Here is a 24,964-nt window from a genome sequence, read left to right on the forward strand (position 1 = left end):
CGTGTTAAACGTTCAGGACTTTTACAAATCAATTGATTTTATTTTGAATTTCATCCATCAATTGTTTTGCGCCTTCAGGACTCAAAATTAACTTGCCGTCGATCAAACGAAGGTTATCATCCGATACTTCCCCCGTAATAGAACATGTCATATTAGGCATGTACTTTTTCAAGATGATTTTGTCGTCGTCCACGTATATTTCTAATGCGTCTTTTTGCTCAATACCGAGCGTACGACGGAGTTCAATCGGTATCACAACACGGCCTAGCTCATCAACTTTTCTTACAATTCCAGTAGACTTCATGGAAAAAATTCCTCCTACACTCCAAATTTAACATTCGTCAAAATTCGACATGATTCTCTTGTCTGTTAAATATCATACCAACTCTTCCAATAACCGTCAATCATCATAACTCAAATAAACACTATTAATTTTTATTAATTTTTTGATAGGTAAAAAATGTGAGATGGTGAAGGTATGGGGATTGCGGGCAGTGAGCAAGCTGAAGAAAGTTATAAAAATATAAGGGTTTGGAGGAGAACATGGCACTTTTGTGCAACATCCTATAAAATGAAAGTATACATTAATTATTTGGAGGAATTACGCGTGGAGAATCAATCAAAAACGTTTTATATCACTACACCTATTTATTATCCAAGTGGGAAATTTCATATAGGAACTGCATACACGACAATTGCATCGGATGCAATGGCGCGATATAAGCGTTTACGTGGCTATGATGTCAGATTCCTAACTGGAATGGACGAGCACGGTCAGAAGATCCAGGAAAAGGCAGAAGAGGAAGGTCAGTCTCCCATTAAATATGTTGATGGCATTGCAGACATCGCGAAAGATCTGTGGAAACTGATGGATATCTCTTATGACGACTTGATCCGTACGACGGAAGATCGTCATAAATCAATTGTTGAAAAGATATTTAAGAAGTTTCTTGAAAATGGAGATATTTATAAAGGAAAGTATGAAGGATGGAAATGTGTTCCGTGTGAATCTTATTTTACCGAGTCGCAACTGGTTGATGGGAACTGTCCAGACTGTGGTCGTCCGGTTCATCGAGTAGAGGAAGAGTCATACTTCTTCAATATGAAAAAGTATGCAGAACGTCTACTTACGTATTATGAAGAAAACCCAACGTTCATTGAGCCTGAATCACGTAAGAATGAAATGATCAATAACTTCATTAAGCCAGGACTTGAAGATTTATCTGTTTCCCGTATGTCGTTCGACTGGGGAATTAAAGTGCCAGGAGATCCAAAACATGTGATTTATGTCTGGGTTGATGCATTGACGAATTACATTACGGCCCTTGGTTATATGTCTAATGACGAGTCTTTATTCAATAAATACTGGCCAGCGGATGTTCACGTGGTTGGTAAAGATATCGTTCGTTTCCATACAATTTATTGGCCAATCTTCTTGATGGCACTCGATTTACCATTGCCAAAGAAAGTATTTGCACATGGATTCATCATGATGAAAGATGGCAAGATGTCCAAGTCTAAAGGGAATGTGGTCTACCCAGAAATGCTCGTTGAACGTTATGGGCTTGACGCTACACGTTACTTCTTGCTTCGTGAATTACCATTTGGTCAAGACGGTGTATTCTCACCGGAGGCATTTGTCGAGCGTATTAACTATGACTTGGCGAATGACTTAGGGAACTTATTGAACCGAACGATTTCTATGATCAATAAATACTTCAATGGTGAAGTTTTGACGGAAGGTCTTGTACCGACTGAATTTGATGCACCATTACGCGACATGATTCAGCATACAGTGAAGAAATATGAGGCTTCTATGGAAAAGATGCAGTTCAGCGTCGTACTTTCCGATGTATGGGCATTAATTTCTCGTACAAATAAGTATATTGATGAAACATCACCGTGGGTATTGGCGAAATCAGAAGAAGATCGCATGAAATTAGCGTCAGTTATGTATCACTTAGCGCTATCGCTTCATCATACAGCGGTACTCTTGCAGCCATTTATGACAAACGCGCCGAAACAGATGATAGAACAACTTGGTCTTTCTAAAGATTCATTAGGATGGGATACATTAGATGAGGGCTATGCAATTCCTGCAGGTACAACTGTCATCAACAAAGGTGTCCCTATCTTCCCGCGTCTGGAGACAGAAGTAGAGGTTGAGTACATCCGTCAGCAAATGGCGATCACAGCACCTGCTGAAGTGGAAGAGAAGGTGGAAGAAGTGAAAGAGGAAACGAATGAGATCACGTTTGACGCATTCATGAATGTAGACATGCGTGTAGCTACTGTCACGGCATGTGAAAAAATGCCGAAAGCCGACAAGTTATTAAAGCTACAAGTTGATTTAGGCTACGAGCAACGTCAAGTAGTGTCGGGCATAGCGCAACATTACGATGCTGAGGATCTAGTAGGCATGAAAGTAATTGTCGTTGCGAATTTAAAGCCGGTCAAACTTCGTGGAGAATTATCACAAGGTATGATTTTAGCAGGCGAAAAAGATGGCGTGCTAAAACTTGCAACAGTTGATCCTGCATTAGAGAATGGTGCGCAAGTAAAATAATTGATCACGTAATAAAGCTGTCATGAGAGGTCGCAATCAACGACTTCTGGTGGCAGTTTTTTTGTTTAGGCATCAAGTGAGAAATTGGATAGTAGGATGCGGAGTTATGTTGTTGTTGCACATGATTATCTAGTCGGCTATTTTATGGGAGACTGGTTCTGCTGACACGAAGAGTGGAATATTCATTATCCTCGCCTCTATACTAACGGGTGGCTTTCGCAATATACCCACTTTGCTTAATTCTATGTCACAAAAGTTACAACAAACCTATAAAAACTAAAAAAATTCCACATAGCCCTTAACGATTGAGCATGTCTAGTAGTAAAGCGTTTTTAGTTATATAAACGGAATAAACAATCTATTTGTTACACAACTGTAATACAACTGAGATGAAAGACACAATCAAAGACAATAGAATAGAAAACAGTGTTAGGAGAGATACTATGTTTATTGATACACATGTTCACTTAAATGCAGATCAATACGAAGAAGACGTGGAAGAAGTCATTCAACGTGCAATTGATGCAAACGTAGAAAAAATGGTCGTAGTTGGGTTTGATACAAAAACTATCAACAAAGCCATGGAGTTAGTAGAACAATACCCATTCATCTATGGTGTTATTGGTTGGCATCCTGTTGATGCAGTAGATTGCACAGAAAATGATCTACACTGGATCAAGGAGTTGTCGGCCCATCCGAAAGTTGTCGGCATTGGAGAAACCGGTCTCGATTACCACTGGGATAAATCACCGAAAGATATACAGCAAAAGTTATTCCGTAAACAGATACGACTGGCAAAGGAAGTAGAGTTGCCAATCATCATTCATAATCGCGACGCAACAGGCGACGTAGTTCGTATTCTACAGGAAGAAAATGCGGCGGAAGTCGGTGGGATTATGCATTGTTACGGCGGTAGTGTTGAAACAGCTAAACAATGTATAGAAATGAACTTTCTTATCTCGCTAGGCGGACCTGTAACATTTAAGAATGCTAGAATGCCAAAAGAAGTAGCGACAAAGATTTCACTAGACAAGCTGTTGATCGAAACGGATGCACCGTATTTAACACCGCATCCTTATCGAGGGAAGCGCAACGAACCTGCCTATGTCACGTTAGTGGCGGAGGAAATTGCACGGTTGAAAGAAGTGTCGGTTGAGGAAGTAGCAAAGCAAACGACTGCAAATGCATTACAACTGTTTAAGATTCAGTGAACGACTTATGGCAATTATTTGTCTTACAGATCTGAAATGTCTCTAGTAAGGAACGGTTAGTAGTTTGGAAGTTTGACAGTGTAATTTAAACGCTATATACTCAGCCGAGTAATGAAAGGGGAATTTTTTAACATGTCTCAGAAGAATACTAAGTTTATGCGCATTGGGGTTTTATTAATGGCAATGGCATTATTCGTAGCAACAACGTCACTCGTATTGATTGACGGAAAAAAGAAGAACATCTCAATGGACCTTAATGGTAAGCAAATAGAATTACGTACAGCAGCATCTACAGTTGGAGAAGTACTTGCGGCTAATGACGTAAACGTACAAAAGCATGATCTAGTAGAACCGACAGTCAACACGCCGCTTGAAAACGATACAGAGATCAAATGGCAAAAAGCAAACAAAGTAGTAATTGACGTAGATGGTAAGACACAAGAGCTTTGGACAACAGAAGCTACCGTAAATGATGTACTTAAAACAGCAGAAATTGAAGTTGCTACACATGACGAAATTGAACCAGCTCTAGAAACGAAGATTACAGAAAATCAACCGATTGCGATTGCTAAAGCATTCCCCGTTACTGTTAAAGACGGTGGTAAAGAGCGCACAGTATGGTCGACTCAAACTACAGTTAGAAAGTTTTTGACAGATCAAAATATCCGTCTTTCAAACTTAGATAAAGTAGAAGGCGATACAAATGCAAAGTTGGCGGCATCTAATGCAGTGGTTAACATTGCCCGTGTAGAAAAGATCACAGATGTAATTGAAGAGACAGCAGATTTCAAAACAAAAAGAAAAACAGATATGACTATGCTTCAAGGTAAAGAGAAAGTTGTCACTAACGGAAAACAGGGTAAACTACAAAAAAAATTTGAAATTACGAAAAAGAATGGAAAAGTTGTTTCTCGTGAATTAGTTGGTAAGACAATGGTAGAAGAACCTACACATAAAGTAGTTCATGTAGGAGCTAAAGCACCGAAGGTAGAAGTAGCAACTGCAGCTCCGACTGCAGCAAAAGCGACTGCAAATGCATCTACAAGTACACCAGCAAAAGCGCAAGTGGCAGTATCACGTGGTAACAGTAGCGAGCCAAGCGGTGGAAAAGAATTTTACGCGAATGCAAGTGCATATACAGCTTATTGTAATGGATGTTCAGGAATCACAGCGACAGGTATTAACTTGCGCGCGAACCCGAATATGAAATTAATTGCAGTTGATCCACGAGTGATTCCACTAGGATCTAAGGTTTGGGTGGAGGGTTATGGTTATGCAGTCGCAGGAGATACAGGTGGAGCAATCAAAGGAAACCGTATCGATTTACACATGCCTACAAAAGAAGCGGCTTATTCATTTGGTCGTCGTCAAGTAAAGATTAAAGTCATCAACTAATAGTAGTATACCGATAAGGAGAAGAAAAACTCTTCCCCTTATCGGTTTTTTCTGTTTCCTGCCGGTATGGTTGTACAGAATTGAAAAAACACAGTAAAATAGTAAGAATGATATCGTAAGAAAAGAGGAATAGTGTGAATATAGAAGAAGTAGTTGTGGTGGAAGGGAAATCCGACACGGTGGCTGTCAAACGTGCTACAGGAGCGGATACAATTGAAACGAACGGTTCGGCGATCTCAGACAAGACGATCGAGCGGATACGCCACGCACAGCAGACGCGTGGAGTCATTGTCTTTACCGATCCGGACTTTCCTGGTCGCCGTATTCGGGCAATTATCGAAGAACAGATTCCCGATGTAAAGCATGCATTTTTACCGAAGAAAGAAACCATAGCAAAAAACGGACGTGGAGTAGGAATTGAACATGCGAATGACGAAGCGATTCGTCAAGCTTTGGCTTCTGTTTATACGGTGAGTGAGCATACAATAGAAGAGATCCCGATGGCGGCTTTACTAGAGGCTAGACTAATCGGTCACATGGACTCCAGAAAACGAAGAGAACGTCTGTCGGAGTTATTGCATATTGGACAGGTAAACGGCAAAGGATTGAAGAAACGGCTAGAGATGTTCCGGATTTCTGTCGCAAAGTTGAACGAAGCGATACAAATTCTCGATGAGGAGGAAATGAAAACAGATGTATAAAGATATAGCAACGCCAGTGAGAACGAAAGAAATTTTGCAAAAACACGGGTTTTCATTCAAGAAGAGTTTAGGTCAGAATTTCTTGGTGGATTCGAACGTATTGCATAACATCGTCTCTCATGCAGCGATTACGAAAGACACAGGAGTCATTGAAGTAGGACCAGGAATCGGTGCGTTAACAGAGCATCTCGCACGACAGGCGGGGAAGGTTGTAGCATTTGAAATAGACGGCCGACTGTTACCTGTACTTGAAGATACGATGTCACCTTATCCGAATGTTACGGTGATTCACCAAGACGTACTAAAAGCGGATATTCATCAAGTGATTGAAGAACAGTTCGCAGACTACGAAGACATCGTAGTCGTGGCCAATTTACCGTATTATATTACAACGCCGATTATTATGAAATTCTTGATGGAAAAAGCCCGCGTAAGTCAGCTTGTCATCATGATGCAGAAAGAAGTAGCAGATCGAATTACAGCAGTACCCAGCACGAAGGCGTATGGTTCGTTATCAATCGCTGTCCAGTACTATATGGACGCAGAAGTATCTATGATTGTCCCAAAGACAGTGTTCATTCCGCAACCGAATGTAGAGTCAGCTGTACTTAGTTTGACGCGCAGAGAAGAGCCACACGCTCCTGTAGCGGATGAAGACTTCTTGTTCACTGTGACACAAGGATCGTTCTTGCATCGCCGCAAGACGCTGTGGAACAACCTTCAGTCTTCACTCCCTGAAGGTAAGGAAAAAAAGCAGTTGATTCAACAAGCATTTGAACAATCAGGCATAGATCCGATCAGAAGAGGGGAAACATTATCGATTCCAGAGTTCATCAAACTGGCCAATGCACTATACCCTCACTTTGGCAAGCTAAAACCGGAATAAAATTAATGACAATTTTATATGAAAAAATAGTGAAATTCATCATAAAGTGATTGACAAAGACATAGGCAAACTGTTAAAATAAAAATTTTGTTGACGAACGCATGTGAAAATGTTATGCTTATATTTAGTGAGGTGTAAGTAACATGCCAAAAACATTAGCAGACATTAAAAAGTCACTGGACGCTCATTTAGGGAAACGTCTCCACTTGAAAGCAAATGGTGGTCGTAAGAAGACGATCGAACATGCTGGAGTCTTGCGCGATACGTATCGTGCCGTTTTCGTAGTAGAGTTGGATCAGGATGACAATGCGTTTGAAAGAGTTTCTTACAGCTATGCTGATATTTTAACCGAAGCGGTTGAAATAACAGTCCTTGATGGTTCGGACCAAACGGCCTTTATCATCAAATAATTCATCATGCTATTTTAATTTATTTCCTAGTGAATCCGCCCGAATGTTCTGGCGGATTTTTTATTATGTTACATAATCTAAGTGTAATTTCCCCTGAATGGCACACATTACATATGTCAGCCGAAAAGGAGGAAACTATAATGGCGAGAAAAGGCGTCATGTCAGATCAATTGAAAGTAGAAATCGCGAAAGAGCTTGGCTTCTATGATGTAGTACAGAAAGAAGGCTGGGGCGGTATTCGCTCACGTGATGCAGGAAACATGGTAAAACATGCAATTGAAATGGCGAGTAGACAAGTGGAGGAAAAGAAATAATCCAACCAATGTCCGTAGAATCCAAAACAGGCTGACAAAAGGAACTGCAAAGGGGAAATTGCTTTGCAGTTCCTTTTTTGCTACAGAGTTTGGTAAAACTACATTTAGTCATAGCATTTTTATTTGTAGAAATTAATGGTTGGAAAACAGCACTATTTAATAGTAAAAGTTAGAGTAAGTTATTATATTTATGCGGTTTATTTTCTGTGTATTGCATAACATAACACACAGAATTCACTCTAACTACGTGCTTCTTTTTTATAGCATTCTATTAATAAAACAAATTGAAAGTAGACCCTATAGGAGTTTATATACGCTACTTATCATTATATGTTAGCAAATTTAGTCCATTTGTGTAGTAAAATAACATGTTTTCGTGTATTCAACTTTTTAACCATTTAACATGATATAGTCGTTACATCTTATGGAAAAAGGGGATAAATACGTATGAAAAAGGTTTTTGCAATAATTTTAATACTCCTATTGACGTTTTCAGTAGCTCCAAAAACACAAGCTTCTTCTAAAATTTTTACAGACGTCCCGAAAAATCATCCGAACTACACGGCTATTATGTATTTATTAGAGAATAAAGTGATTGAGCCTAGTGCACGCTTTGGATTAAATGATAAAGTGACGCGCGAAGAAGTCGCTGTCATGGTGGCTAAAGCTACGGGATTGGATGGAAAGAAAGCAAAGACGAAATTTAAAGATGTTCCCGCGAGCAGGTATTCCTCTGGTTATATCAACTCTGCCGTGAAAGCAAAAATCATCAATGGCTATCCTGATGGTACATTTAAGCCCACGCAAAAAGTGACACGTGGTCATATGGCTGCCTTCATTGCGAATGCGTTTAAGCTTAGCAAGGAAAAAGATATTCGATTTAAAGACGTGTCCAAGAGTTCTACTGCGTATAGTGCCGTGCGTAAACTAGCATTTGAAAATATCACCTCGGGCTATCCTGACGGTACATTTAAACCAAATGAAACATTAACACGTTCGCATATTGCTGCATTCGTGGCAAGAGCTATGGATCCGGCTTTCCGACCTGCACCACCTGTCATGGTGACGAGAGGCATTCACTTTGGAATGGATCCAGCTCAAGTGATGAGTGTTGAATCGAAGTCACCGGCGATATTGCTTTCAAATTTACGTGAGGGGAATAAACGATTATTGATCTACCGAACTACAAAGTATAATTACTATACAGATTTAATTTATTACTTCGAAAATAACAAGTTGCAGTTCATAACCTATGACTTTATGGGCGGAGAAGATTACTATCATACTTCAGATGAGATGTTTGCGATGTACAATGAATTAAACGAGCGTGCCCAACGTGAATTTGGGGCGGACTATTATTCTGACACTGACTATGAAACTACTTTTAATTCAGGATGGGAAAAGACCGGCTACGTGGTCATACTGACAGTGAATGATGACGATGTCAGTACAACGGCAAATTTAGTTTATTTACCGAATTCAATGATAAAATAGTGTGTAGATTATCGGAGTTGCAAAGTGAATCCCATTTGCAGCTCTTTTTCTATTACTTAGAACGAACAAGGGAGCACCAATTTTTTGTGGTTTACGTTATGATGGAGAGAATATTCATTATAAGTAAAAGGATTCTTTGGAGGGTTATGGTAGTTCTGAAAAAGTAGGAGGTGAGAGTGTGAAGAAAGGAAATCTAGGCAGAGCATTATTTGTGGGAGTGTTTGTCGGTATGGTCAGCTTTATCAAGGAGTTACTTTATCCTGACATGCACTCATTTTTGTCGATTTTACTTATGGTAGTGGCCGCCATAATGGGTTATTTTCTGGGAAATAAAGTGTTGCTAAAGCGTCAGGGAGAGAAAAGTAGCAAAACGACTATGTAAAATACATAATTATGCTAGAGGGGGTCCAACAAGATGTGGAATGAAAATGACGTAACAAAAATACTGGGAATTACATACCCCATCATTCAAGCGGGAATGGCTGGCGGTACGACCACGTCTGAATTGATAGCTGCAGTATCCAATGCGGGGGGCCTGGGTACGCTCGGGGCAGGCTATATGAATGCAGAAGATATGAGAGAAGCGATAAAGAAGATTAAGGAATTAACGGATCGGCCTTTTGGGGTCAATTTGTTTATTCCTGAAGCATCAGAGATATCCGAAGATAAGGTTAAAAAGACCAATGAATTATTACGATCTTATCGTGAAGAGTTACGTGTAGCTGAGCCTGAAATAAAGGAAGTATCTACCACAAATTTTGATAAGCAAGTGGAAGTCATTATTCAAGAACATATAGCGGTTTGTAGTTTCACATTCGGCGTGCCATCTAAAGAGACTATCCAACAATTACAAGAAGAGAACATCATCGTGATGGGGACTGCTACAACTGTGAAAGAGGCAGCTGTCAATGAAGAGTACGGAGTTGATATGGTCGTAATGCAAGGAAGCGAAGCCGGAGGACATCGTGGTACGTTTTCAGGAAGTTTCACTGACTCTATGATTGGAACAATGTCGCTTGTTCCTCAAGCTGTAGACCATGTCCAGATTCCTGTTATTGCTGCTGGAGGAATTATGGATGGAAGAGGTGTTTTGGCAGCTCTTACACTTGGAGCGCAAGGGGTTCAAATGGGAACAGCTTTCGTGACGGCTATTGAAAGCGGTGCGAAAATTCAACATATCGAAGCTATTCTTAAAAGTACGGAAGATCAAACCGTCATTACATCCGTATTTAGTGGTAAGCCTGCAAGAGGGATTCAGAATGACTTTATTCGTGAACTAAAACCATACGAAGAAGATCTGCCGGATTATCCTATAATGAACACATTAACGACAGCGATTCGTAGTGAAGCTGCCAAGCAAAATCGTCCTGAATGGATCCATCTTTGGAGCGGACAGTCTCCTCGCTTAAGTACTAGACAACATGTCGCGGATTTGCTGACGGACATCGTTTTTCAAATAGAAAATATAATAAGTACTAGATAATTGGAGGGTGAATGATGACTACACATAAGATTTATACTATGAGTTTTGCCAAAGTCTATCCGCTCTATATTAACAAGGTAGAAAAAAAGGGACGTACAAAATCAGAAGTTGATGAAATTATTCGTTGGTTGACAGGATACAGCCAAGAAGAACTGGAAGTCCAGTTGGAAAACCAGACAGACTTCGAGACATTCTTTGCGGAAGCACCTGGGCTGAATTCATCACGTACACTAATTAAAGGTGTTATATGTGGGGTTAGAGTGGAAGATATAGAAGAATCAACGATGCAGGAAATACGTTATTTGGATAAACTGATTGATGAGTTGGCAAAAGGAAAAGCAATGGAAAAAATCTTGCGCAAATAACAAATGGAATTCTAAGTGTTCAAAAATAGCTGTAGGAAAACATCTACTTCTGAACTATGGAACGAAAATTAACGTGACAAAAAGAACTGCGAAGCCTTTGCAGTTCTTTTTTTTATTTAATCCCCTTATGTTCTATTCATTCTGTGGTAATATATGAGCAAGAACAATGCAGTGGGGAGGGAGCTTTTATCATGATTTACGAAAAGGCGCCTGCGAAAATCAACTTAACATTAGATGTGTTAAGCAAACGACCGGATGGCTATCATGATGTCGAGATGATTATGACGACGGTTGATTTGGCTGACCGTATTTGGCTTCGTCCTACGACGGATCATGCCATTACAATTCAGTCATCTCATCGATTTGTGCCGAATGATCGCAAAAATTTGGCGTACCAAGCAGCGGATTTATTGCGCAAACGCTATCACTTGGATTACGGAGTTGAAATTACTCTGGATAAGAATATTCCGATTGCTGCAGGACTAGCCGGTGGTAGTTCAGATGCTGCCGCAACGCTTCGTGGATTAAACCGACTTTGGGAACTCGGATTATCTTTAGATGAGCTGGCAGTCCTGGGTGCTGAAATCGGATCAGATGTATCATTCTGCGTTTATGGCGGCACTGCTATTGCAAGAGGGCGAGGAGAAGACATCACGCATCTACCTGCTCCACCTAACTGCTGGGTCGTGCTGGCGAAGCCGACAATCGGTGTATCGACCGGCAATATCTACGGACAGTTGAACTTGTCTTCTATTACGCATCCGCAAACGGAGCGTATGATGGAAGCATTGCAAGAAAGTGATTATGACAAGATGTGTGCATCACTTGGGAATGTGCTGGAGCCTGTCACGATGGGACTTCATGAGGAAGTTGTTATACTCAAGGAACAAATGGAGCGTTTTGGGGCAGATGCCGTTTTAATGAGCGGTAGCGGTCCAACGGTATTCGGACTGGTGAAACATGAATCGCGTGTACCGAAAATTGTCAATGCCTTGAAGGGATTTTGCCAAGACGTACATGCCGTGCGCATGCTTGGGGAACCTATTGTAGTTGATTAATACCGGACGATTATGATAATCTACTTATAAATCATTCGGATTTAGGAGTCGGTATTATATGAAATGGAAAAGAAGTGAAAGGCTTGTCGATATGACACGTCATTTGCTGGAAAATCCACACACACTCATTTCTTTGACGTTTTTTTCGAACCGGTATTCAGCCGCCAAGTCCTCAATTAGTGAAGATCTTGGTATTTTGAAAGAGACATTTGAAGAGAGCGGCACGGGTCGTCTAGTGACGATTTCAGGTGCTGCTGGCGGTATTAAATATATTCCGTTAGTCGGTCGTGAGGAGATAAAGGAAGTCATTCATTCATTGATGAATGAACTAAGAAAATCGGATCGATTGCTTCCTGGCGGTTATTTGTATATGACTGACTTGTTAGGAAATCCTCGGTTTCTCGATCGAATTGGCAAAGTGATTGCAACTGCTTTCTTTGATAAAGAAATCGATGCGATTATGACAGTTGCAACAAAAGGAATTCCCATTGCTCATGCTATTGCCCGTCATTTGAACGTACCTGTTATCGTCGTTCGACGGGACAGCAAAGTGACGGAAGGTCCTACTGTCAGCATTAATTACGTTTCTGGTTCTGCGCGCAGAATCCAGACAATGGTGTTGTCAAAGAGAAGTATGCAAAGCGGTCAAAAAGTATTGTTGACAGATGATTTTATGAAAGTGGGCGGCACGATGCAAGGTATGAAAAGTCTACTTGAAGAATTCAACTGTGAACTGGCTGGTGTGGCTGTGTTAGTAGAAGCCGAACACCTTGAAGAAGTTCTGGTAGATGATTATCTTTCATTAGTGAAATTGCATGCAGTCGATGAGAAACGCCGTAAGATTGAGTTGGAAGAAGGGAATTATTTCACGAGAGGCGGTAATGAGTTATGGAATACGTAAAAACAGAACAAGCACCACAGGCAATTGGACCTTATTCACAAGCAGTAAAAGTGAACGACGTGGTGTACACGTCAGGACAGATTCCTTTGACGCTTGCTGGTGAAGTAATAAGTGGCGGCATAGAAGAACAGACAAACCAAGTTCTCCAAAACTTAAGTAAAGTACTGGAAGAAGCAGGTTCAAGTTTACAACAAGTCATTAAAACGACAGTATTCATTCAGGATATGAATGAATTTGGAGCATTAAATGCCATTTATGAAGAACATTTCGGGGAGCATAAGCCGGCTCGTTCGACAGTGGAAGTGGCTCGACTACCAAAAGACGTACGAGTAGAAATCGAAGCAATTGCGCTTTGTGAATAATTGGATGTGAAACCCGACCCGATCTAGTCAAGATCCGGTCGGGTTTTTCTTATTGTTAGAAAATGATTAGGTTGAAAGTAGCTATAGATTTGAAATAATATACAAATATTAAAAAATCACAAAAGATTCTATTTTCATTTGCAGTGAAAACTAGTATTATAGAATCAGCACCAGTATTATGGTTAAAAAAGTAATCATACCAACTAACCTAGAATACGTTCAGTGTGAAAACGACAACAAGGGAGTGGGGAAAATGGAAATCACAGATGTGAGATTACGCAAGGTAGACACGGAAGGTAGAATGAGAGCAATTGCTTCCATTACGCTTAACGATCAGTTTGTCATCCATGATATCCGAGTCATTGAGGGGAATGACGGATTATTCGTGGCAATGCCGAGTAAGCGCACACCAGATGGGGAGTTTCGTGACGTGGCACATCCAATCAATTCAGATGCACGAACAAAGGTACAGGAGTCCATCCTGGCAGCTTATCATCAAGTAGACGAACAGCAAGGGGAATTGCAAGAGGCTGTTCTATAATTTTATAATGTAAGAGAAAGCGTTACCATATGTCGTATCCATAAAAGGCCATCTATTCGAGTAGATGGCCTTTTTGTCGTGTTGAAGTGGAGGAGTTGGCAAAGGGTTAGGGGAGGAATTCGCACTTCGGAGGGGGACGCTTTCCTAGAGGGCTCGCGGTGAGCCAACCAGTCGCGTAGCTCCCTTGATTGGAGCTGATCCTCTGGGAGTCGCCCCCTCCTACGCGCCAATTCCTAGCAATGTAAGTGGGTGATACTTTTTGTTGTGCATTAAAGTTAGTGTTGTTAAAGGTTTTGATCTACAGTACTTGAATCTAAATAAGTTAAGACAAAACATTAATTCACATACCACCTACAGTAAGTGATCTAAGTACCCACACTATCAACGTAGGATGGAAGCGGAAGTTGGCGGCGAAGTGCAAAGATGTGCTCCTAACGCTTTGCTTTTACTAGCAAAAGCCGTTCCTCGTAACGGCTCTTCCCGCAGGATCAGCCCCATCAAGTGAGCCAACCAAAAGGGAGCCCGCGACCTGGTTGGCTCACCGCGGGCCCATGGGAAAGCGTCCGCCAACTGGAGCTTCCATCCCCTCGCACTCACAAATTCATTTACTATTACTGAGAAAGTGCTTTTGAACTTAAATAAGTTCAACCACACCCACAACCAAACTTACTTTGAACACCTCATCTATATTTACTTAAAATTTTTATTCCTATACCAATATAATCGCAAAAAGATTAACAATCATAAAATAAAGTTATGTAATTGTCAAGGGGAAATGCTTGAAAAAATCAGTCATTTCCGATATAGTCAATTATGAATTTATCAAACAAGGATGGAGGCTGGCAGATGACAAATACATATGCGATCGTCCTAGCAGCAGGACAGGGCACGCGAATGAAGTCGGATCTTTATAAAGTACTTCATCCAGTCTGTGGCAAGCCGATGGTAGAGCACGTAATCGATCACATTCGTGACCTCCACTCAGATCGTATCGTCACGATTGTCGGTCATGGTGCCGAAATGGTAGAGCAGGCACTGGGTAACAAAAGTGAATACGCGTTGCAAGCGCAACAACTGGGCACAGCACATGCCGTGCAACAAGCTGAGACGGTACTTGCGGATCTTGAAGGCACAACACTAGTTGTCTGCGGTGATACACCATTGATTAGCACGGAGACGATGGCAGCGCTCCTCGCACAGCATCATGAAACGGAAGCAAAAGCGACAATACTTACTGCAATAGCAGATGATCCAACAGGTTACGGCCGCATCATCCGTGCAGAGAATGGTGACGTAATGCGAAACGTCGAGCATAAAGACACAAACGACGGTGAGCGTCTCGTTAAGGAAATTAATACAGGCACATACTGTTTTGACAACCGCGTGTTATTTGAAACACTGAAAAAAGTGAACAACGATAACGCACAAGGCGAATATTATCTCCCAGACGTATTAGGAATTTTGAAATCTGAAGGACAGCGGATTTCGGCTTATACAACGCCAGATTTCCATGAAACATTAGGCGTCAACGACCGTGTGGCACTAGCACAAGCAGAAAAAAGCATGCGCCAATTAATTGCGGAGAAGCATATGCGCAACGGTGTCACAATCATCAGCCCTGAGCAGACAGTGATCAGTGCAGAAGCTGAAATTGGACGTGACACTGTCATCCAACCTGGCGTAATCATTGAAGGTGCTACAAAGATCGGGTCACAATGTGTCATTGGTCCGAACAGTCATATACAAAACAGTACAGTGGGTGACGACACGACGATTCACTCATCCGTAGTTCGTGATAGTATGATTGGGAATCAGACGGCAGTTGGTCCATTTGCACACTTGCGTCCCGACACACAGCTTGGTGATCATGTCAAAGTAGGTAACTTTGTTGAGGTGAAAAAGTCTCAGCTTGGTGACGATAGTAAAGTTTCTCACCTCAGTTACATAGGGGATACAGAAATAGGCAAGAATGTTAACGTTGGCTGTGGTACGATTACAGTGAATTACGATGGTAAAAACAAGTACAAAACAGAGATAGAAGATAATGCATTTATTGGTTGCAATGCCAATTTGGTTGCACCGGTCACGATAGGAAAGAATGCGATTGTGGCAGCGGGATCCACAGTCACAAAAAATGTTCCGGAAAATTCACTTGCAATTGGACGCGTTCGGCAAGAGAATAAAGAAGGATACGTAAAAAACTAATCTTACCCAACCAACAGGAGGGCCATCATGGCAAATCAATATCCAAACGACAAACTGAAAATCTTTTCTTTAACTGCGAACGAACCACTTGCAAAAGAAGTAGCAGATCAAGTCGGGCTTCCGCTCGGCAAGCTCTCAGTCAAACGTTTTAGTGACGGAGAAATCCAAATTAATATCGATGAAAGCATCCGTGGCTGTGAAGTGTTTGTTATTCAATCAACTTCTAATCCGGTCAACGATAACCTGATGGAGCTTCTCATTATGCTAGATGCCTTAATGCGTGCATCCGCGCGTACGATTAACGTAGTCATGCCCTATTACGGGTATGCACGCCAAGACCGTAAAGCGAGTTCACGTGAACCTATAACGGCTAAATTAGTTGCAAACTTGCTTGAAAAAGCAGGCGCTGACCGCGTCATTGCAGTAGACTTACATGCACCACAAATTCAAGGGTTCTTCGATATTCCAATCGATCACTTGATTGCAGAACCAATTTTAACGGAGTACTTCCAGAGCCAAGGATTAGCAAGCGATGATCTTGTTATCGTTTCACCTGACCATGGCGGTGTGACGCGTGCGCGTAAAATGGCGGATCGTATGAAAGCGCCAATTGCAATAATTGATAAGCGACGTCCGCGTCCGAACGTAGCGGAAGTGATGAATATTGTTGGCAATGTAGAAGGAAAAACGGCCATTCTAATTGATGATATTATTGATACAGCTGGTACTATCACGATTGCTGCGAGCGCCCTAATTGAAAGTGGAGCAAAAGAAGTGTATGCTTGTTGTTCACACCCAGTTTTATCTGGACCAGCGATTGAGCGCATTAATAATTCTAAAATCAAGCAATTGGTGATTACGAATTCTATTAAATTGCCGGAAAGTAAACAATCTCCAAAAATTAAACAGCTATCGATTGCGCCTTTATTGGCATCAGCAATTGTTCGGGTGTTTGAGAACAAGTCTGTAAGCACATTATTTGAGTGATAAACAGTTATCTGATATCTTGTGATTTTGAAAATCCAAAGATTTACTAAAAAAACTTTTTGATGGGATAGGTGACTATACAAATGAGCACAATTAATTCTAATTTAAGAGAAACTGACAAGAAGACAGTAAGCGAATTACGCAAAAGTGGATGGATTCCTTCCGTAGTTTATGGTTACAAAACAGAAAGCACACCAATTGCAGTTAAAGAACGTGACCTTCTAGACACACTTCATGAAACAGGAAGAAACGGTGTAATCAAATTGACTGTTGATGGAAAAGATGTAAACGTCGTATTAAACGATTATCAGGCTGACGTATTGACTGGTTTCCTAACACACGCTGACTTCTTGGCTATCAACATGACAGAAGAGCTTGAAGTAGACGTAGCGATCAACCTTGTTGGAGACGCGCCAGGTGAAAAAGCAGGCGGAACAATTCAACAACCGGTATGGGAAGTTACAATTCGCGTAAAGCCATCTGATATTCCTGATCATATCGATGTAGATGTTTCAGCACTTGAAATTGGGGAAACAATTCTTGTTGGCGATATCCGTGATAAAGTGAAATTCGAAATCTTGACTGAAGATGAAGTAGGATTAGTAACTATTTCTGCACCACGTACTGAAGAAGAACTAGAAGCATTAGATGAAGCAACTGAAAACACTGGAGCTGAGCCGGAAGTAATCGGTGAAGCTAAAGAAGAGAAATAAGTTACAAAATGGGCGCACGAGTTTGAACCGTGCGCTCCTTTTCTATGTATATATATCGTTTAGAAAAGGAAGAGAAGAACATGAAATTATTAATTGGTCTCGGAAATCCCGGGAAAAACTACGAAAACACGCGTCATAATATTGGTTTTCAAGTCATTGATGAATTGGCTAAGCGCTGGCAAGCTCCAGCATTTCAGCAAAAATTCAATGGCCAATTTACGACTGTCCATACAGCCGAAGGTAAAGTGATATTATTAAAGCCGATGACCTATATGAACTTGTCTGGCGAGTGCGTCCGTCCTTTAGCAGACTACTTTGAAGTGAATGATGAAGAAATCGTCGTGCTATACGATGACTTGGATTTACCTGCAGGGAAAATCCGACTTCGTCAAAAGGGAAGTGCGGGCGGTCATAATGGCATGAAGTCCCTTATTGCACATCTAGGCACTTCTGAATTTAACCGAATTCGTATTGGTGTTGACCGTCCTACTGGTGGTATGAAGGTTGCTGACTATGTATTATCTCCGTTTAGCAAGGACGAGCAACCATTGATCCAAGACGCAATACAAAAGAGTGCAGAGGCCTGTGAAGAATGGACAACAAAAAAGATGCCATTCCTTGAAGTGATGAATAAATTTAACGGATAAGCATAATACATCGACTCTTTGCCTATACTTTGAAAAAGGAAGGTGAAGAGAATATGATCCGTTATTCTTGTAATCACTGTCATACGGAAATCGGTTCCATTCCATTTGAATCGGCCAAGGATACCCTAAGTCAAATAGACGCTGCTGATAAAAATACATTTTTGTCCGTAGATCCAGATGGTGGCCTGCATATACGATGTATTTGTGAACACTGCGAGCAATCATTGCAGACGTTCCCGGATTATTACACCTTAAAAAAATGGTTACAATAAGTAACAGATGCTTTGGCGCTGATAGCCAAAGCTTTTTGTGCATAAAGCATTCTGTTCAATATATATAAAGAGACTAAGTTGATAGATAAGGAGGGGTAGTCAAGTGGGAGTAATAGAACAGCTTTTTCTAGAAGAGAAAGAGATTCAAGGTTTGCTGAACGACTTGGAAGACGGGCAGGATCAGCAGTTGATCACAGGTCTATCAGGCGGTTCCAAAGCGGTTTTCTTTAAATTGATTCAGCAGTCATTGACACGTCCTGTCTTGATTGTTTCACCCAATATGCTTCAAGCGCAGCGAACATATGAAGACTTGAGCAAGTTGGTCGGTGACGAACATATTCACTTATATACGGCAGAAGAACTCGTTGCAGCAGACTTTTCATTCGCGAGCTATGAATTGCGTGCTGGTAGGATTGATACGTTGGATCACATGGCGCGTACAGGCAGTGGTATTTATATTACACCGGTTGCAGGGTTGCGGAAGTTGTTGCCATCAAAGGAACGATGGTTAGCTCATTACGTAACGGCTTCAACAGATGAAGAGATTGATATAGGTGTCTGGCTGAAAAACTTAGTATCCATGGGCTATATACGAAAAGACCTGGTGAGCGCACCGGGTGAATTTGCGTTACGCGGTGGAATACTGGATATATATCCGCTTACGATGGCAGAACCAGTTCGTATTGAGTTATTCGATACGACAATTGATTCCATTCGAACGTTTTCGGCGGAAGACCAGCGTTCAACAGGCAAATTGGAATCGCTTACGTTATTGCCGGCGAACGAATTCATCTGGACTCCTGAAGAATTGCAGCAAGTATCACAAAAGGTGGAGCAAGCACTTGGTGAAAGCTTGTCTAGAATCAAAAGTGAAGAATTACAGCAGCAATTATTGATGACGATCATGCAGGATATCAGCATGATGAAAGACGGGATTGTGCCGGACACGATGAAGAAATATGCTTCGTTTTCTTCCGAAGCGAGCGCCATGCTGACTGACTACTTCCCCGAAAATGGTGTCATTTTATTTGACGAGCTGGGGCGAATACAAGAATCTGTGGCTACTTTGGAGTCAGAGGAGCAGGAATACCAGCTTTCAATGCTCGAAGATGGAAAAATGTTGCATGATACGAAACTTGCGTGGAAATACGAGCAAGTACTATCGGATATTCATCAACAACGACTCTATTTGTCTTTGTTTACACGTACAGTGCCTGGCTTCACTATTAAGAAGTTCATTTCGATTTCTTGTAAGCCGATGCAACAGTTCCATAGTCAGATGCCCCTATTGAAAAGTGAATTAGAGCGTTGGAAACAAGGGAACTATAATGTTTTTCTCTTGGCTTCTTCATCTGAGAGAATGAAGGCTATTCAAGAGATTTTACGTGAATATGAAATTGAAGCAGCGATTGACGGCAGGCCTAGTAAAAAGGGCGTGTTGTCCATTATAGAAGGTGATTTGTCGGCAGGTTTTGAATTACCGTTCCAGAAGCTAGCTGTCATTACAGATGCAGAATTGTTTACTGGTAAGCCGAAACGTAAAGCGCGTCCCTCTAAACTAACGAATGCCGAACGGATCAAAAGTTATTCAGAGATCAAGCCAGGGGATCATATTGTCCACGTTCATCACGGGATCGGGAAATACTATGGCGTCGTAACATTGGACGTTAAAGGTATCCAGAAAGACTACTTGGATATTCGTTACCGCGGTGAGGATAAGCTCTTCGTGCCGGCTGACCAGATTGATTTAATTCAAAAGTATGTAGCTACAGGAGAGAAAGAGCCAAAGCTACATAAACTTGGCGGGACGGATTGGGTAAAAACCAAACGTAAAGTAACAGCGGCCATTCAGGATATTGCGGATGACTTGATCAAGTTATATGCCAGACGAGAAGCAGAAAAAGGCTTTGCTTTTGGTGAAGATGACGATTTGCAGCGTTCATTCGAAAATGCTTTCCCTTATGAAGAGACACAGGATCAGTTACAATCCATAGAGGAAATTAAGAAAGATATGGAACGTATACGACCTATGGATCGATTATTATGCGGTGACGTAGGATACGGAAAAACGGAAGTTGCGATCCGTGCAGCATTTAAAGCAGTAACGAATGGTAAACAAGTGGCGTTCTTGGTGCCCACTACGATACTTGCACAGCAACATTTCGAGACGATGAAAGAACGGTTCGCAGATTATCCTGTAACGGTTTCATTACTCAATCGTTTCCGTTCTAAGAAAGAGCAAGATGATACAATTAAAGGATTGAAAGCGGGTACTGTTGACATTGTCATCGGTACACATCGCTTATTGTCGAAAGACGTTGTTTATCAGGATCTTGGGCTTCTCGTTGTCGATGAAGAGCAACGTTTTGGTGTAACGCATAAAGAAAAATTGAAGCAGTTGAAAAACAACGTAGACGTACTGACGTTGACTGCAACACCGATACCAAGGACTTTGCATATGTCGATGGTCGGAGTACGCGATTTATCCGTAATCGAAACACCGCCAGCCAATCGTTTCCCTGTCCAAACATATGTCATGGAACATAATGGTGGACTCGTTCGTGAAGCAATTGAACGGGAGATGGGACGTGGCGGACAGGTCTTCTATTTATATAATCGTGTAGAAGATATGGATCGTAAGGTTCAGGAAATTCGTGACTTGGTACCAGAAGCGCGTATCGCCTCTGCACATGGTCGGATGGGTGAGGCGGCTCTCGAAGCAGTCATATTAAGTTTTCTAGAAGGAGAATTTGATGTACTGGTGACAACTACCATTATTGAAACTGGAATCGATATTCCAAACGTCAATACGTTGATTGTCCATGATGCAGATCGCATGGGGCTATCACAGCTTTATCAATTACGTGGCCGGGTCGGCCGTTCCAATCGCGTAGCATACAGCTATATGCTTTATCAGCGCGATAAAGTGCTAACGGAAGTAGCAGAAAATCGCTTGCAGGCAATCAAAGAGTTTACGGAGTTAGGCTCAGGTTTTAAAATTGCCATGCGTGATTTATCCATTCGCGGAGCAGGGAATTTACTTGGTTCGCAACAACATGGATTCATTGATTCTGTTGGTTTCGATCTGTATTCCCAATTACTACAAGAGGCGATAGAAGAGAGACAGACAGGTGTCGTGAAAGAAGACAAAGCAGATGTCGAAATCTCCTTGCCTATTAATGCTTACTTACCGGAATCATACATTCATGACGGTTATCAAAAGATTCAAATGTACAAACGCGTAAAAGCGATTACGGGCGATGAGGATTATCTGGAGCTTGTCGATGAGATGATCGATCGATTCGGTGATATGCCATTTGAAGCCGATTTACTACTCCGCGTTGGACGTATGAAAGCGTGGGGACGTGACGCTGGCGTAGTTTCTATCAAGAATGTACAGGGAATAGTAGAAATTCGCTTGTCAGCAGAAGGAACAGCTCGCGCTGACGGTGCAAAGCTTATGGAAAGTTCCTTGAAGTTTGGTCACGCGGTTGGACTGACGATTGACAACGGACAAATTACTGTAACTGTGAATGAAAAGAAGTCCAATCAATTTACAGAATTCGATATGGTAGAAGATATGGTACACACGATGCAGGAAACAGCAAAGGAAATAGAATCTACGGATGCCTTGTAACACCTTGATTGCATAAAATGACCAATGTTGATGCATACTATTCTCAGAAATACATTTAATTTCGAGAAAGTGAGGCATTATACATGAAAGCAACGGGTATTGTCCGCAGAATTGATGACTTGGGAAGAGTAGTTATACCAAAAGAAATTAGAAGGACACTTCGCATTCGTGAGGGGGACCCTTTGGAGATATTCACTGATCGAGAAGGGGAAGTCATTTTAAAGAAGTATTCACCTATTTCAGAGCTTGGCGAATTTGCGGTGGAATATGCAGAATCACTTTATGAAACGATTGGTACACCTGCGCTAATCAGTGACCGTGACGAAATGCTGGCGGTAGCGGGACTTGCCAAGAAGGATTATATGAACCGGCAGTTGGCCCCAATATGTGAAGAAATCCTAAACGGCCGATCTACTGTCATGGAGAAGCATGAGAAGACGGTAGAATGGGTGCCGGGTCAAGTAGAACAGATTAAATCTTATTGTATTGCGCCAATCATTACAAATGGCGACGCAATCGGTGCCGTCTATTTGCTGTCCAAAGTACATTTTGTTGGAGACGTCGAGCAAAAAGCAGCAGAGACAGCTGCCAACTTCCTGGCAAAACAGATGGAAAGCTAAACATTTTTTATAAAAAAGTTAAACTTTCAGCCAAAACTCACAGTAGAAAAATCTACTGTGAGTTTTTTTGCGTGAAATATATTAAAAATTTATTTCAGCATGTTTTTTTAGAACAGTAACAAATGAAAAAGTTTCATTCAATCTATAAATTGGAGTATACACAGCCGAGCATTTTACACAAAAAACCATTTGTGTGTTTATAACACCAAATACATTTCAATATTTTTCATCAATTAAAAAGTGAAGATTTTCACATACTATATACATAAATCGTTTTTTTAGGACCACTTTTCTTTACGTGAAGCTTTTCACAAAAGCCCTTAGTGAAGGGCTTCACAAGGCATAAATTGAAAAGTGAAAGGTTTCACATACTACGAAAAGGCATAAAAGTCAAAACTTTTTTCAAAACTTTTTTATGCGCTGAAAAACCCGAGATAAAGGCAATGTAACCGCTTACGAATTCTCAATTTTTGGAGTTGGCAGAATATTGCTGCTTGTAATTACTTCGTGTTTACGCTTATAATCACTACCAACACGAATGAACAATAAAAAACCAGACAGGGAGAGCGATATTATGAACAGGAAATACAAATCTTCTTTACACATGCATCAAATTCACAATGGAAAAATGGAAGTTGTTTCGAAAGTGCCATTAGAAAATAAAGAGGATTTGAGTTTAGCGTACTCGCCAGGAGTTGCTGAACCTTGTGTAGAAATCGCTCGGGATCCTTCTCTTGCGTATGAATATACAATTAAGGGGAACTTAGTTGCAGTTGTGACAGATGGAACGGCTGTACTTGGACTCGGAGATATCGGCCCTGAAGCAGCTTTGCCGGTAATGGAAGGGAAAGCTCTATTGTTGAAGCAATTCGCAGGGATTGACGCATTCCCGATTTGTCTGGATACGAAAGATGTAGATGAGATTGTTAACATTGTAAAAGCGATCAGCCCCACATTCGGTGCTGTAAACCTAGAAGACATTTCAGCCCCACGTTGTTTCGAAATTGAACGTAGATTGCGTGAAGAGTGTAATATTCCAATCTTCCATGATGATCAGCATGGTACAGCAATTGTAGTAGGTGCGGGATTGCTAAACGCATTAAAAGTAGTCGGAAAAGAGAAAGAAGACGTGAAAATCGTTTTGAATGGCGCGGGTGCGGCTGGAGTTGCGATTACGAAACTATTGTTGAGTATGGGCTTCGAAAACATTATTATGTGTGATTCAAAAGGCATTATTTTTGAAGGCCGCGAGAATTCGATGAATGACATCAAGCATGAAATGTCGCGCGTCACGAACCTCGAGAAAATTGAAGGTTCATTAGCAGCTGCAATGAAGGGCGCTGATGTATTCGTTGGTGTATCCGTTGCGAACTTGCTGACGAAGGAATTAATTGCACTAATGAATACAGATCCTATCGTATTCGGACTAGCGAATCCAATGCCTGAGTTGAAGCCTGAATTGGCAGAGGAGTACGGTGTGCGTATTATTGCGACAGGCCGTTCCGATTATCCTAACCAAGTCAACAACGTCTTGGCATTCCCTGGGATCTTCCGTGGAGCTTTGGACGTTAGAGCGACAGAGATTAATGAAGAGATGAAGCTTGCTGCTACGTATGCAATTGCAGATTTGATCAAGGATGAAGATCTACGTGATGATTACATCATTCCGGATCCATTTGATGATCGTATCCCGACAATTGTTGCACATGCTGTAGGAAAAGCAGCAATGCGTACAGGCGTATCCGTTGTAAAGGAACTGATCTTGCCTACTCCCAGATGAAGATGAATAATGACCCGTCTTTCCTATCAAGTATAGGGAAGACGTTTTTTATTTTATGAAATGAATGGATGAACAGGATGAAGCGTTGTTCGATGTTTTAGGTGGACTCTTGGTCATTGGCTTGCGGATTATTAACGTGGGCGGGGGGACGGCGCTCATAAATTCTCACAAACGCTCATAGTTCATGTTTATCCGCTCTATGATGCGCGCCTTCCGCTCTATCTACATGCACAACCGCTCTATCACACTCTACAACCGATCATACTTCGCGCCCAACCGCTCAATACGTTTGCGAACTTGTTTGGTCTTGACCTCAAGCAAGTCAAAGGACGCTACAAATTCAGTCAACGCCTACAATGAAGTCTCGAGCTACTTGTAGTCTGCAGCACAAATCCCAACCCAGCCTCCCTTCGCGC

Annotated in this window: 24 protein-coding genes; 23 read left to right on the forward strand and 1 reads right to left on the reverse strand. The window is 41.5% G+C overall.

Features of this window, described 5'->3' with window-relative positions; all coding sequences use genetic code 11:
- Positions 1–28 precede the first annotated feature (28 nt).
- Positions 29–304, reverse strand: a complete 276-nt coding sequence (locus tag CSV72_RS14010) for a transition state genes transcriptional regulator AbrB (protein WP_029054857.1) — start codon at positions 302–304, stop codon at positions 29–31.
- Between the two features lie 267 nt (positions 305–571).
- Here CSV72_RS14010 and metG point away from each other — a divergent pair, with 267 nt between their 5' ends.
- The 23 genes from metG (at position 572) to CSV72_RS14125 (ending at position 24,548) form a co-directional block, all read left to right on the forward strand.
- Complete coding sequence (gene metG / locus CSV72_RS14015; protein WP_099678876.1) at positions 572–2,566, forward strand: methionine--tRNA ligase; 1,995 nt, start codon at positions 572–574, stop codon at positions 2,564–2,566.
- Between the two features lie 443 nt (positions 2,567–3,009).
- Positions 3,010–3,777, forward strand: coding sequence for a TatD family hydrolase (locus tag CSV72_RS14020; protein ID WP_099678877.1), 768 nt, complete (start codon positions 3,010–3,012; stop codon positions 3,775–3,777).
- 132 nt (positions 3,778–3,909) lie between these two features.
- On the forward strand, positions 3,910–5,172 hold the full coding sequence (locus CSV72_RS14025; RefSeq protein WP_233191306.1) for a G5 and 3D domain-containing protein: 1,263 nt from the start codon (positions 3,910–3,912) through the stop codon (positions 5,170–5,172).
- A gap of 134 nt (positions 5,173–5,306) precedes the next feature.
- A complete protein-coding gene (gene rnmV, locus CSV72_RS14030) occupies positions 5,307–5,873 on the forward strand; it encodes a ribonuclease M5 (RefSeq protein ID WP_099678879.1) in 567 nt (188 codons plus the stop codon).
- The gene (gene rsmA / locus CSV72_RS14035; RefSeq protein ID WP_099678880.1) at positions 5,866–6,759 is read left to right on the forward strand and encodes a 16S rRNA (adenine(1518)-N(6)/adenine(1519)-N(6))-dimethyltransferase RsmA; all 894 of its coding nucleotides are present in this window, start codon (positions 5,866–5,868) and stop codon (positions 6,757–6,759) included. The genes rnmV and rsmA overlap by 8 nt, the downstream gene beginning before the upstream one ends.
- A 143-nt stretch (positions 6,760–6,902) precedes the next feature.
- Entirely contained in the window at positions 6,903–7,169 is a 267-nt protein-coding gene (gene veg / locus CSV72_RS14040; protein ID WP_029054863.1) for a biofilm formation stimulator Veg, read from the forward strand.
- A 140-nt stretch (positions 7,170–7,309) separates the two neighbouring features.
- Positions 7,310–7,483: a small, acid-soluble spore protein, alpha/beta type gene (locus tag CSV72_RS14045; protein ID WP_085427746.1), complete on the forward strand. Its 174-nt coding sequence runs from the start codon at positions 7,310–7,312 to the stop codon at positions 7,481–7,483.
- Between the two features lie 447 nt (positions 7,484–7,930).
- Positions 7,931–8,977, forward strand: a complete 1,047-nt coding sequence (locus CSV72_RS14050; protein WP_099678881.1) for an S-layer homology domain-containing protein — start codon at positions 7,931–7,933, stop codon at positions 8,975–8,977.
- Between the two features lie 178 nt (positions 8,978–9,155).
- Complete coding sequence (locus CSV72_RS14055; RefSeq protein WP_099678882.1) at positions 9,156–9,359, forward strand: hypothetical protein; 204 nt, start codon at positions 9,156–9,158, stop codon at positions 9,357–9,359.
- Positions 9,360–9,392: 33 nt separating this feature from the next.
- Complete coding sequence (locus CSV72_RS14060) at positions 9,393–10,460, forward strand: NAD(P)H-dependent flavin oxidoreductase (RefSeq protein ID WP_099678883.1); 1,068 nt, start codon at positions 9,393–9,395, stop codon at positions 10,458–10,460.
- Between the two features lie 14 nt (positions 10,461–10,474).
- Entirely contained in the window at positions 10,475–10,825 is a 351-nt protein-coding gene (locus CSV72_RS14065; protein WP_099678884.1) for a DUF2200 domain-containing protein, read from the forward strand.
- Between the two features lie 191 nt (positions 10,826–11,016).
- Entirely contained in the window at positions 11,017–11,883 is an 867-nt protein-coding gene (gene ispE / locus CSV72_RS14070) for a 4-(cytidine 5'-diphospho)-2-C-methyl-D-erythritol kinase (RefSeq protein WP_099678885.1), read from the forward strand.
- A gap of 58 nt (positions 11,884–11,941) precedes the next feature.
- Entirely contained in the window at positions 11,942–12,784 is an 843-nt protein-coding gene (gene purR / locus CSV72_RS14075) for a pur operon repressor (RefSeq protein WP_099678886.1), read from the forward strand.
- Entirely contained in the window at positions 12,772–13,146 is a 375-nt protein-coding gene (locus CSV72_RS14080) for a RidA family protein (protein ID WP_099678887.1), read from the forward strand. Before purR ends, CSV72_RS14080 begins: the two co-directional genes overlap by 13 nt.
- Positions 13,147–13,399: 253 nt before the next feature.
- Positions 13,400–13,687, forward strand: a complete 288-nt coding sequence (spoVG, locus tag CSV72_RS14085) for a septation regulator SpoVG (protein ID WP_099632522.1) — start codon at positions 13,400–13,402, stop codon at positions 13,685–13,687.
- Positions 13,688–14,533: 846 nt separating this feature from the next.
- On the forward strand, positions 14,534–15,892 hold the full coding sequence (glmU, locus tag CSV72_RS14090) for a bifunctional UDP-N-acetylglucosamine diphosphorylase/glucosamine-1-phosphate N-acetyltransferase GlmU (RefSeq protein WP_099678888.1): 1,359 nt from the start codon (positions 14,534–14,536) through the stop codon (positions 15,890–15,892).
- Between the two features lie 27 nt (positions 15,893–15,919).
- A complete protein-coding gene (locus tag CSV72_RS14095) occupies positions 15,920–16,879 on the forward strand; it encodes a ribose-phosphate diphosphokinase (protein ID WP_099678889.1) in 960 nt (319 codons plus the stop codon).
- 83 nt (positions 16,880–16,962) lie between these two features.
- Complete coding sequence (locus CSV72_RS14100; RefSeq protein ID WP_099678890.1) at positions 16,963–17,592, forward strand: 50S ribosomal protein L25/general stress protein Ctc; 630 nt, start codon at positions 16,963–16,965, stop codon at positions 17,590–17,592.
- Positions 17,593–17,672: 80 nt separating this feature from the next.
- A complete protein-coding gene (pth, locus tag CSV72_RS14105; protein ID WP_099678891.1) occupies positions 17,673–18,239 on the forward strand; it encodes an aminoacyl-tRNA hydrolase in 567 nt (188 codons plus the stop codon).
- A gap of 53 nt (positions 18,240–18,292) precedes the next feature.
- Positions 18,293–18,511, forward strand: coding sequence for an anti-sigma-F factor Fin (locus tag CSV72_RS14110; RefSeq protein WP_099678892.1), 219 nt, complete (start codon positions 18,293–18,295; stop codon positions 18,509–18,511).
- A 103-nt stretch (positions 18,512–18,614) separates the two neighbouring features.
- Positions 18,615–22,148: a transcription-repair coupling factor gene (gene mfd / locus CSV72_RS14115; protein ID WP_099678893.1), complete on the forward strand. Its 3,534-nt coding sequence runs from the start codon at positions 18,615–18,617 to the stop codon at positions 22,146–22,148.
- Positions 22,149–22,231: 83 nt separating this feature from the next.
- Entirely contained in the window at positions 22,232–22,768 is a 537-nt protein-coding gene (spoVT, locus tag CSV72_RS14120) for a stage V sporulation protein T (protein ID WP_099678894.1), read from the forward strand.
- A gap of 574 nt (positions 22,769–23,342) precedes the next feature.
- Complete coding sequence (locus tag CSV72_RS14125) at positions 23,343–24,548, forward strand: NAD(P)-dependent malic enzyme (RefSeq protein WP_099678895.1); 1,206 nt, start codon at positions 23,343–23,345, stop codon at positions 24,546–24,548.
- The last annotated feature ends 416 nt before the right edge of the window (positions 24,549–24,964 follow it).

It is taken from the genome of Sporosarcina sp. P20a (assembly GCF_002743175.1).
In the GTDB taxonomy this organism is placed as follows: domain Bacteria; phylum Bacillota; class Bacilli; order Bacillales_A; family Planococcaceae; genus Sporosarcina.

Excerpts from the sequence above, each read along its gene's own strand:
- CSV72_RS14010 (WP_029054857.1), bottom strand. The coding sequence starts at position 304 with ATGAAGTCTACTGGAATTGTAAGAAAAGTTGATGAGCTAGGCCGTGTT.
- metG (WP_099678876.1), top strand. The coding sequence starts at position 572 with ATGAAAGTATACATTAATTATTTGGAGGAATTACGCGTGGAGAATCAA.
- CSV72_RS14020 (WP_099678877.1), top strand. The coding sequence starts at position 3,010 with ATGTTTATTGATACACATGTTCACTTAAATGCAGATCAATACGAAGAA.
- CSV72_RS14025 (WP_233191306.1), top strand. The coding sequence starts at position 3,910 with ATGTCTCAGAAGAATACTAAGTTTATGCGCATTGGGGTTTTATTAATG.
- rsmA (WP_099678880.1), top strand. The coding sequence starts at position 5,866 with ATGTATAAAGATATAGCAACGCCAGTGAGAACGAAAGAAATTTTGCAA.
- veg (WP_029054863.1), top strand. The coding sequence starts at position 6,903 with ATGCCAAAAACATTAGCAGACATTAAAAAGTCACTGGACGCTCATTTA.
- CSV72_RS14045 (WP_085427746.1), top strand. The coding sequence starts at position 7,310 with ATGGCGAGAAAAGGCGTCATGTCAGATCAATTGAAAGTAGAAATCGCG.
- CSV72_RS14050 (WP_099678881.1), top strand. The coding sequence starts at position 7,931 with ATGAAAAAGGTTTTTGCAATAATTTTAATACTCCTATTGACGTTTTCA.
- CSV72_RS14060 (WP_099678883.1), top strand. The coding sequence starts at position 9,393 with ATGTGGAATGAAAATGACGTAACAAAAATACTGGGAATTACATACCCC.
- CSV72_RS14065 (WP_099678884.1), top strand. The coding sequence starts at position 10,475 with ATGACTACACATAAGATTTATACTATGAGTTTTGCCAAAGTCTATCCG.
- ispE (WP_099678885.1), top strand. The coding sequence starts at position 11,017 with ATGATTTACGAAAAGGCGCCTGCGAAAATCAACTTAACATTAGATGTG.
- purR (WP_099678886.1), top strand. The coding sequence starts at position 11,942 with ATGAAATGGAAAAGAAGTGAAAGGCTTGTCGATATGACACGTCATTTG.
- CSV72_RS14080 (WP_099678887.1), top strand. The coding sequence starts at position 12,772 with ATGGAATACGTAAAAACAGAACAAGCACCACAGGCAATTGGACCTTAT.
- spoVG (WP_099632522.1), top strand. The coding sequence starts at position 13,400 with ATGGAAATCACAGATGTGAGATTACGCAAGGTAGACACGGAAGGTAGA.
- glmU (WP_099678888.1), top strand. The coding sequence starts at position 14,534 with ATGACAAATACATATGCGATCGTCCTAGCAGCAGGACAGGGCACGCGA.
- CSV72_RS14095 (WP_099678889.1), top strand. The coding sequence starts at position 15,920 with ATGGCAAATCAATATCCAAACGACAAACTGAAAATCTTTTCTTTAACT.
- CSV72_RS14100 (WP_099678890.1), top strand. The coding sequence starts at position 16,963 with ATGAGCACAATTAATTCTAATTTAAGAGAAACTGACAAGAAGACAGTA.
- pth (WP_099678891.1), top strand. The coding sequence starts at position 17,673 with ATGAAATTATTAATTGGTCTCGGAAATCCCGGGAAAAACTACGAAAAC.
- CSV72_RS14110 (WP_099678892.1), top strand. The coding sequence starts at position 18,293 with ATGATCCGTTATTCTTGTAATCACTGTCATACGGAAATCGGTTCCATT.
- spoVT (WP_099678894.1), top strand. The coding sequence starts at position 22,232 with ATGAAAGCAACGGGTATTGTCCGCAGAATTGATGACTTGGGAAGAGTA.
- CSV72_RS14125 (WP_099678895.1), top strand. The coding sequence starts at position 23,343 with ATGAACAGGAAATACAAATCTTCTTTACACATGCATCAAATTCACAAT.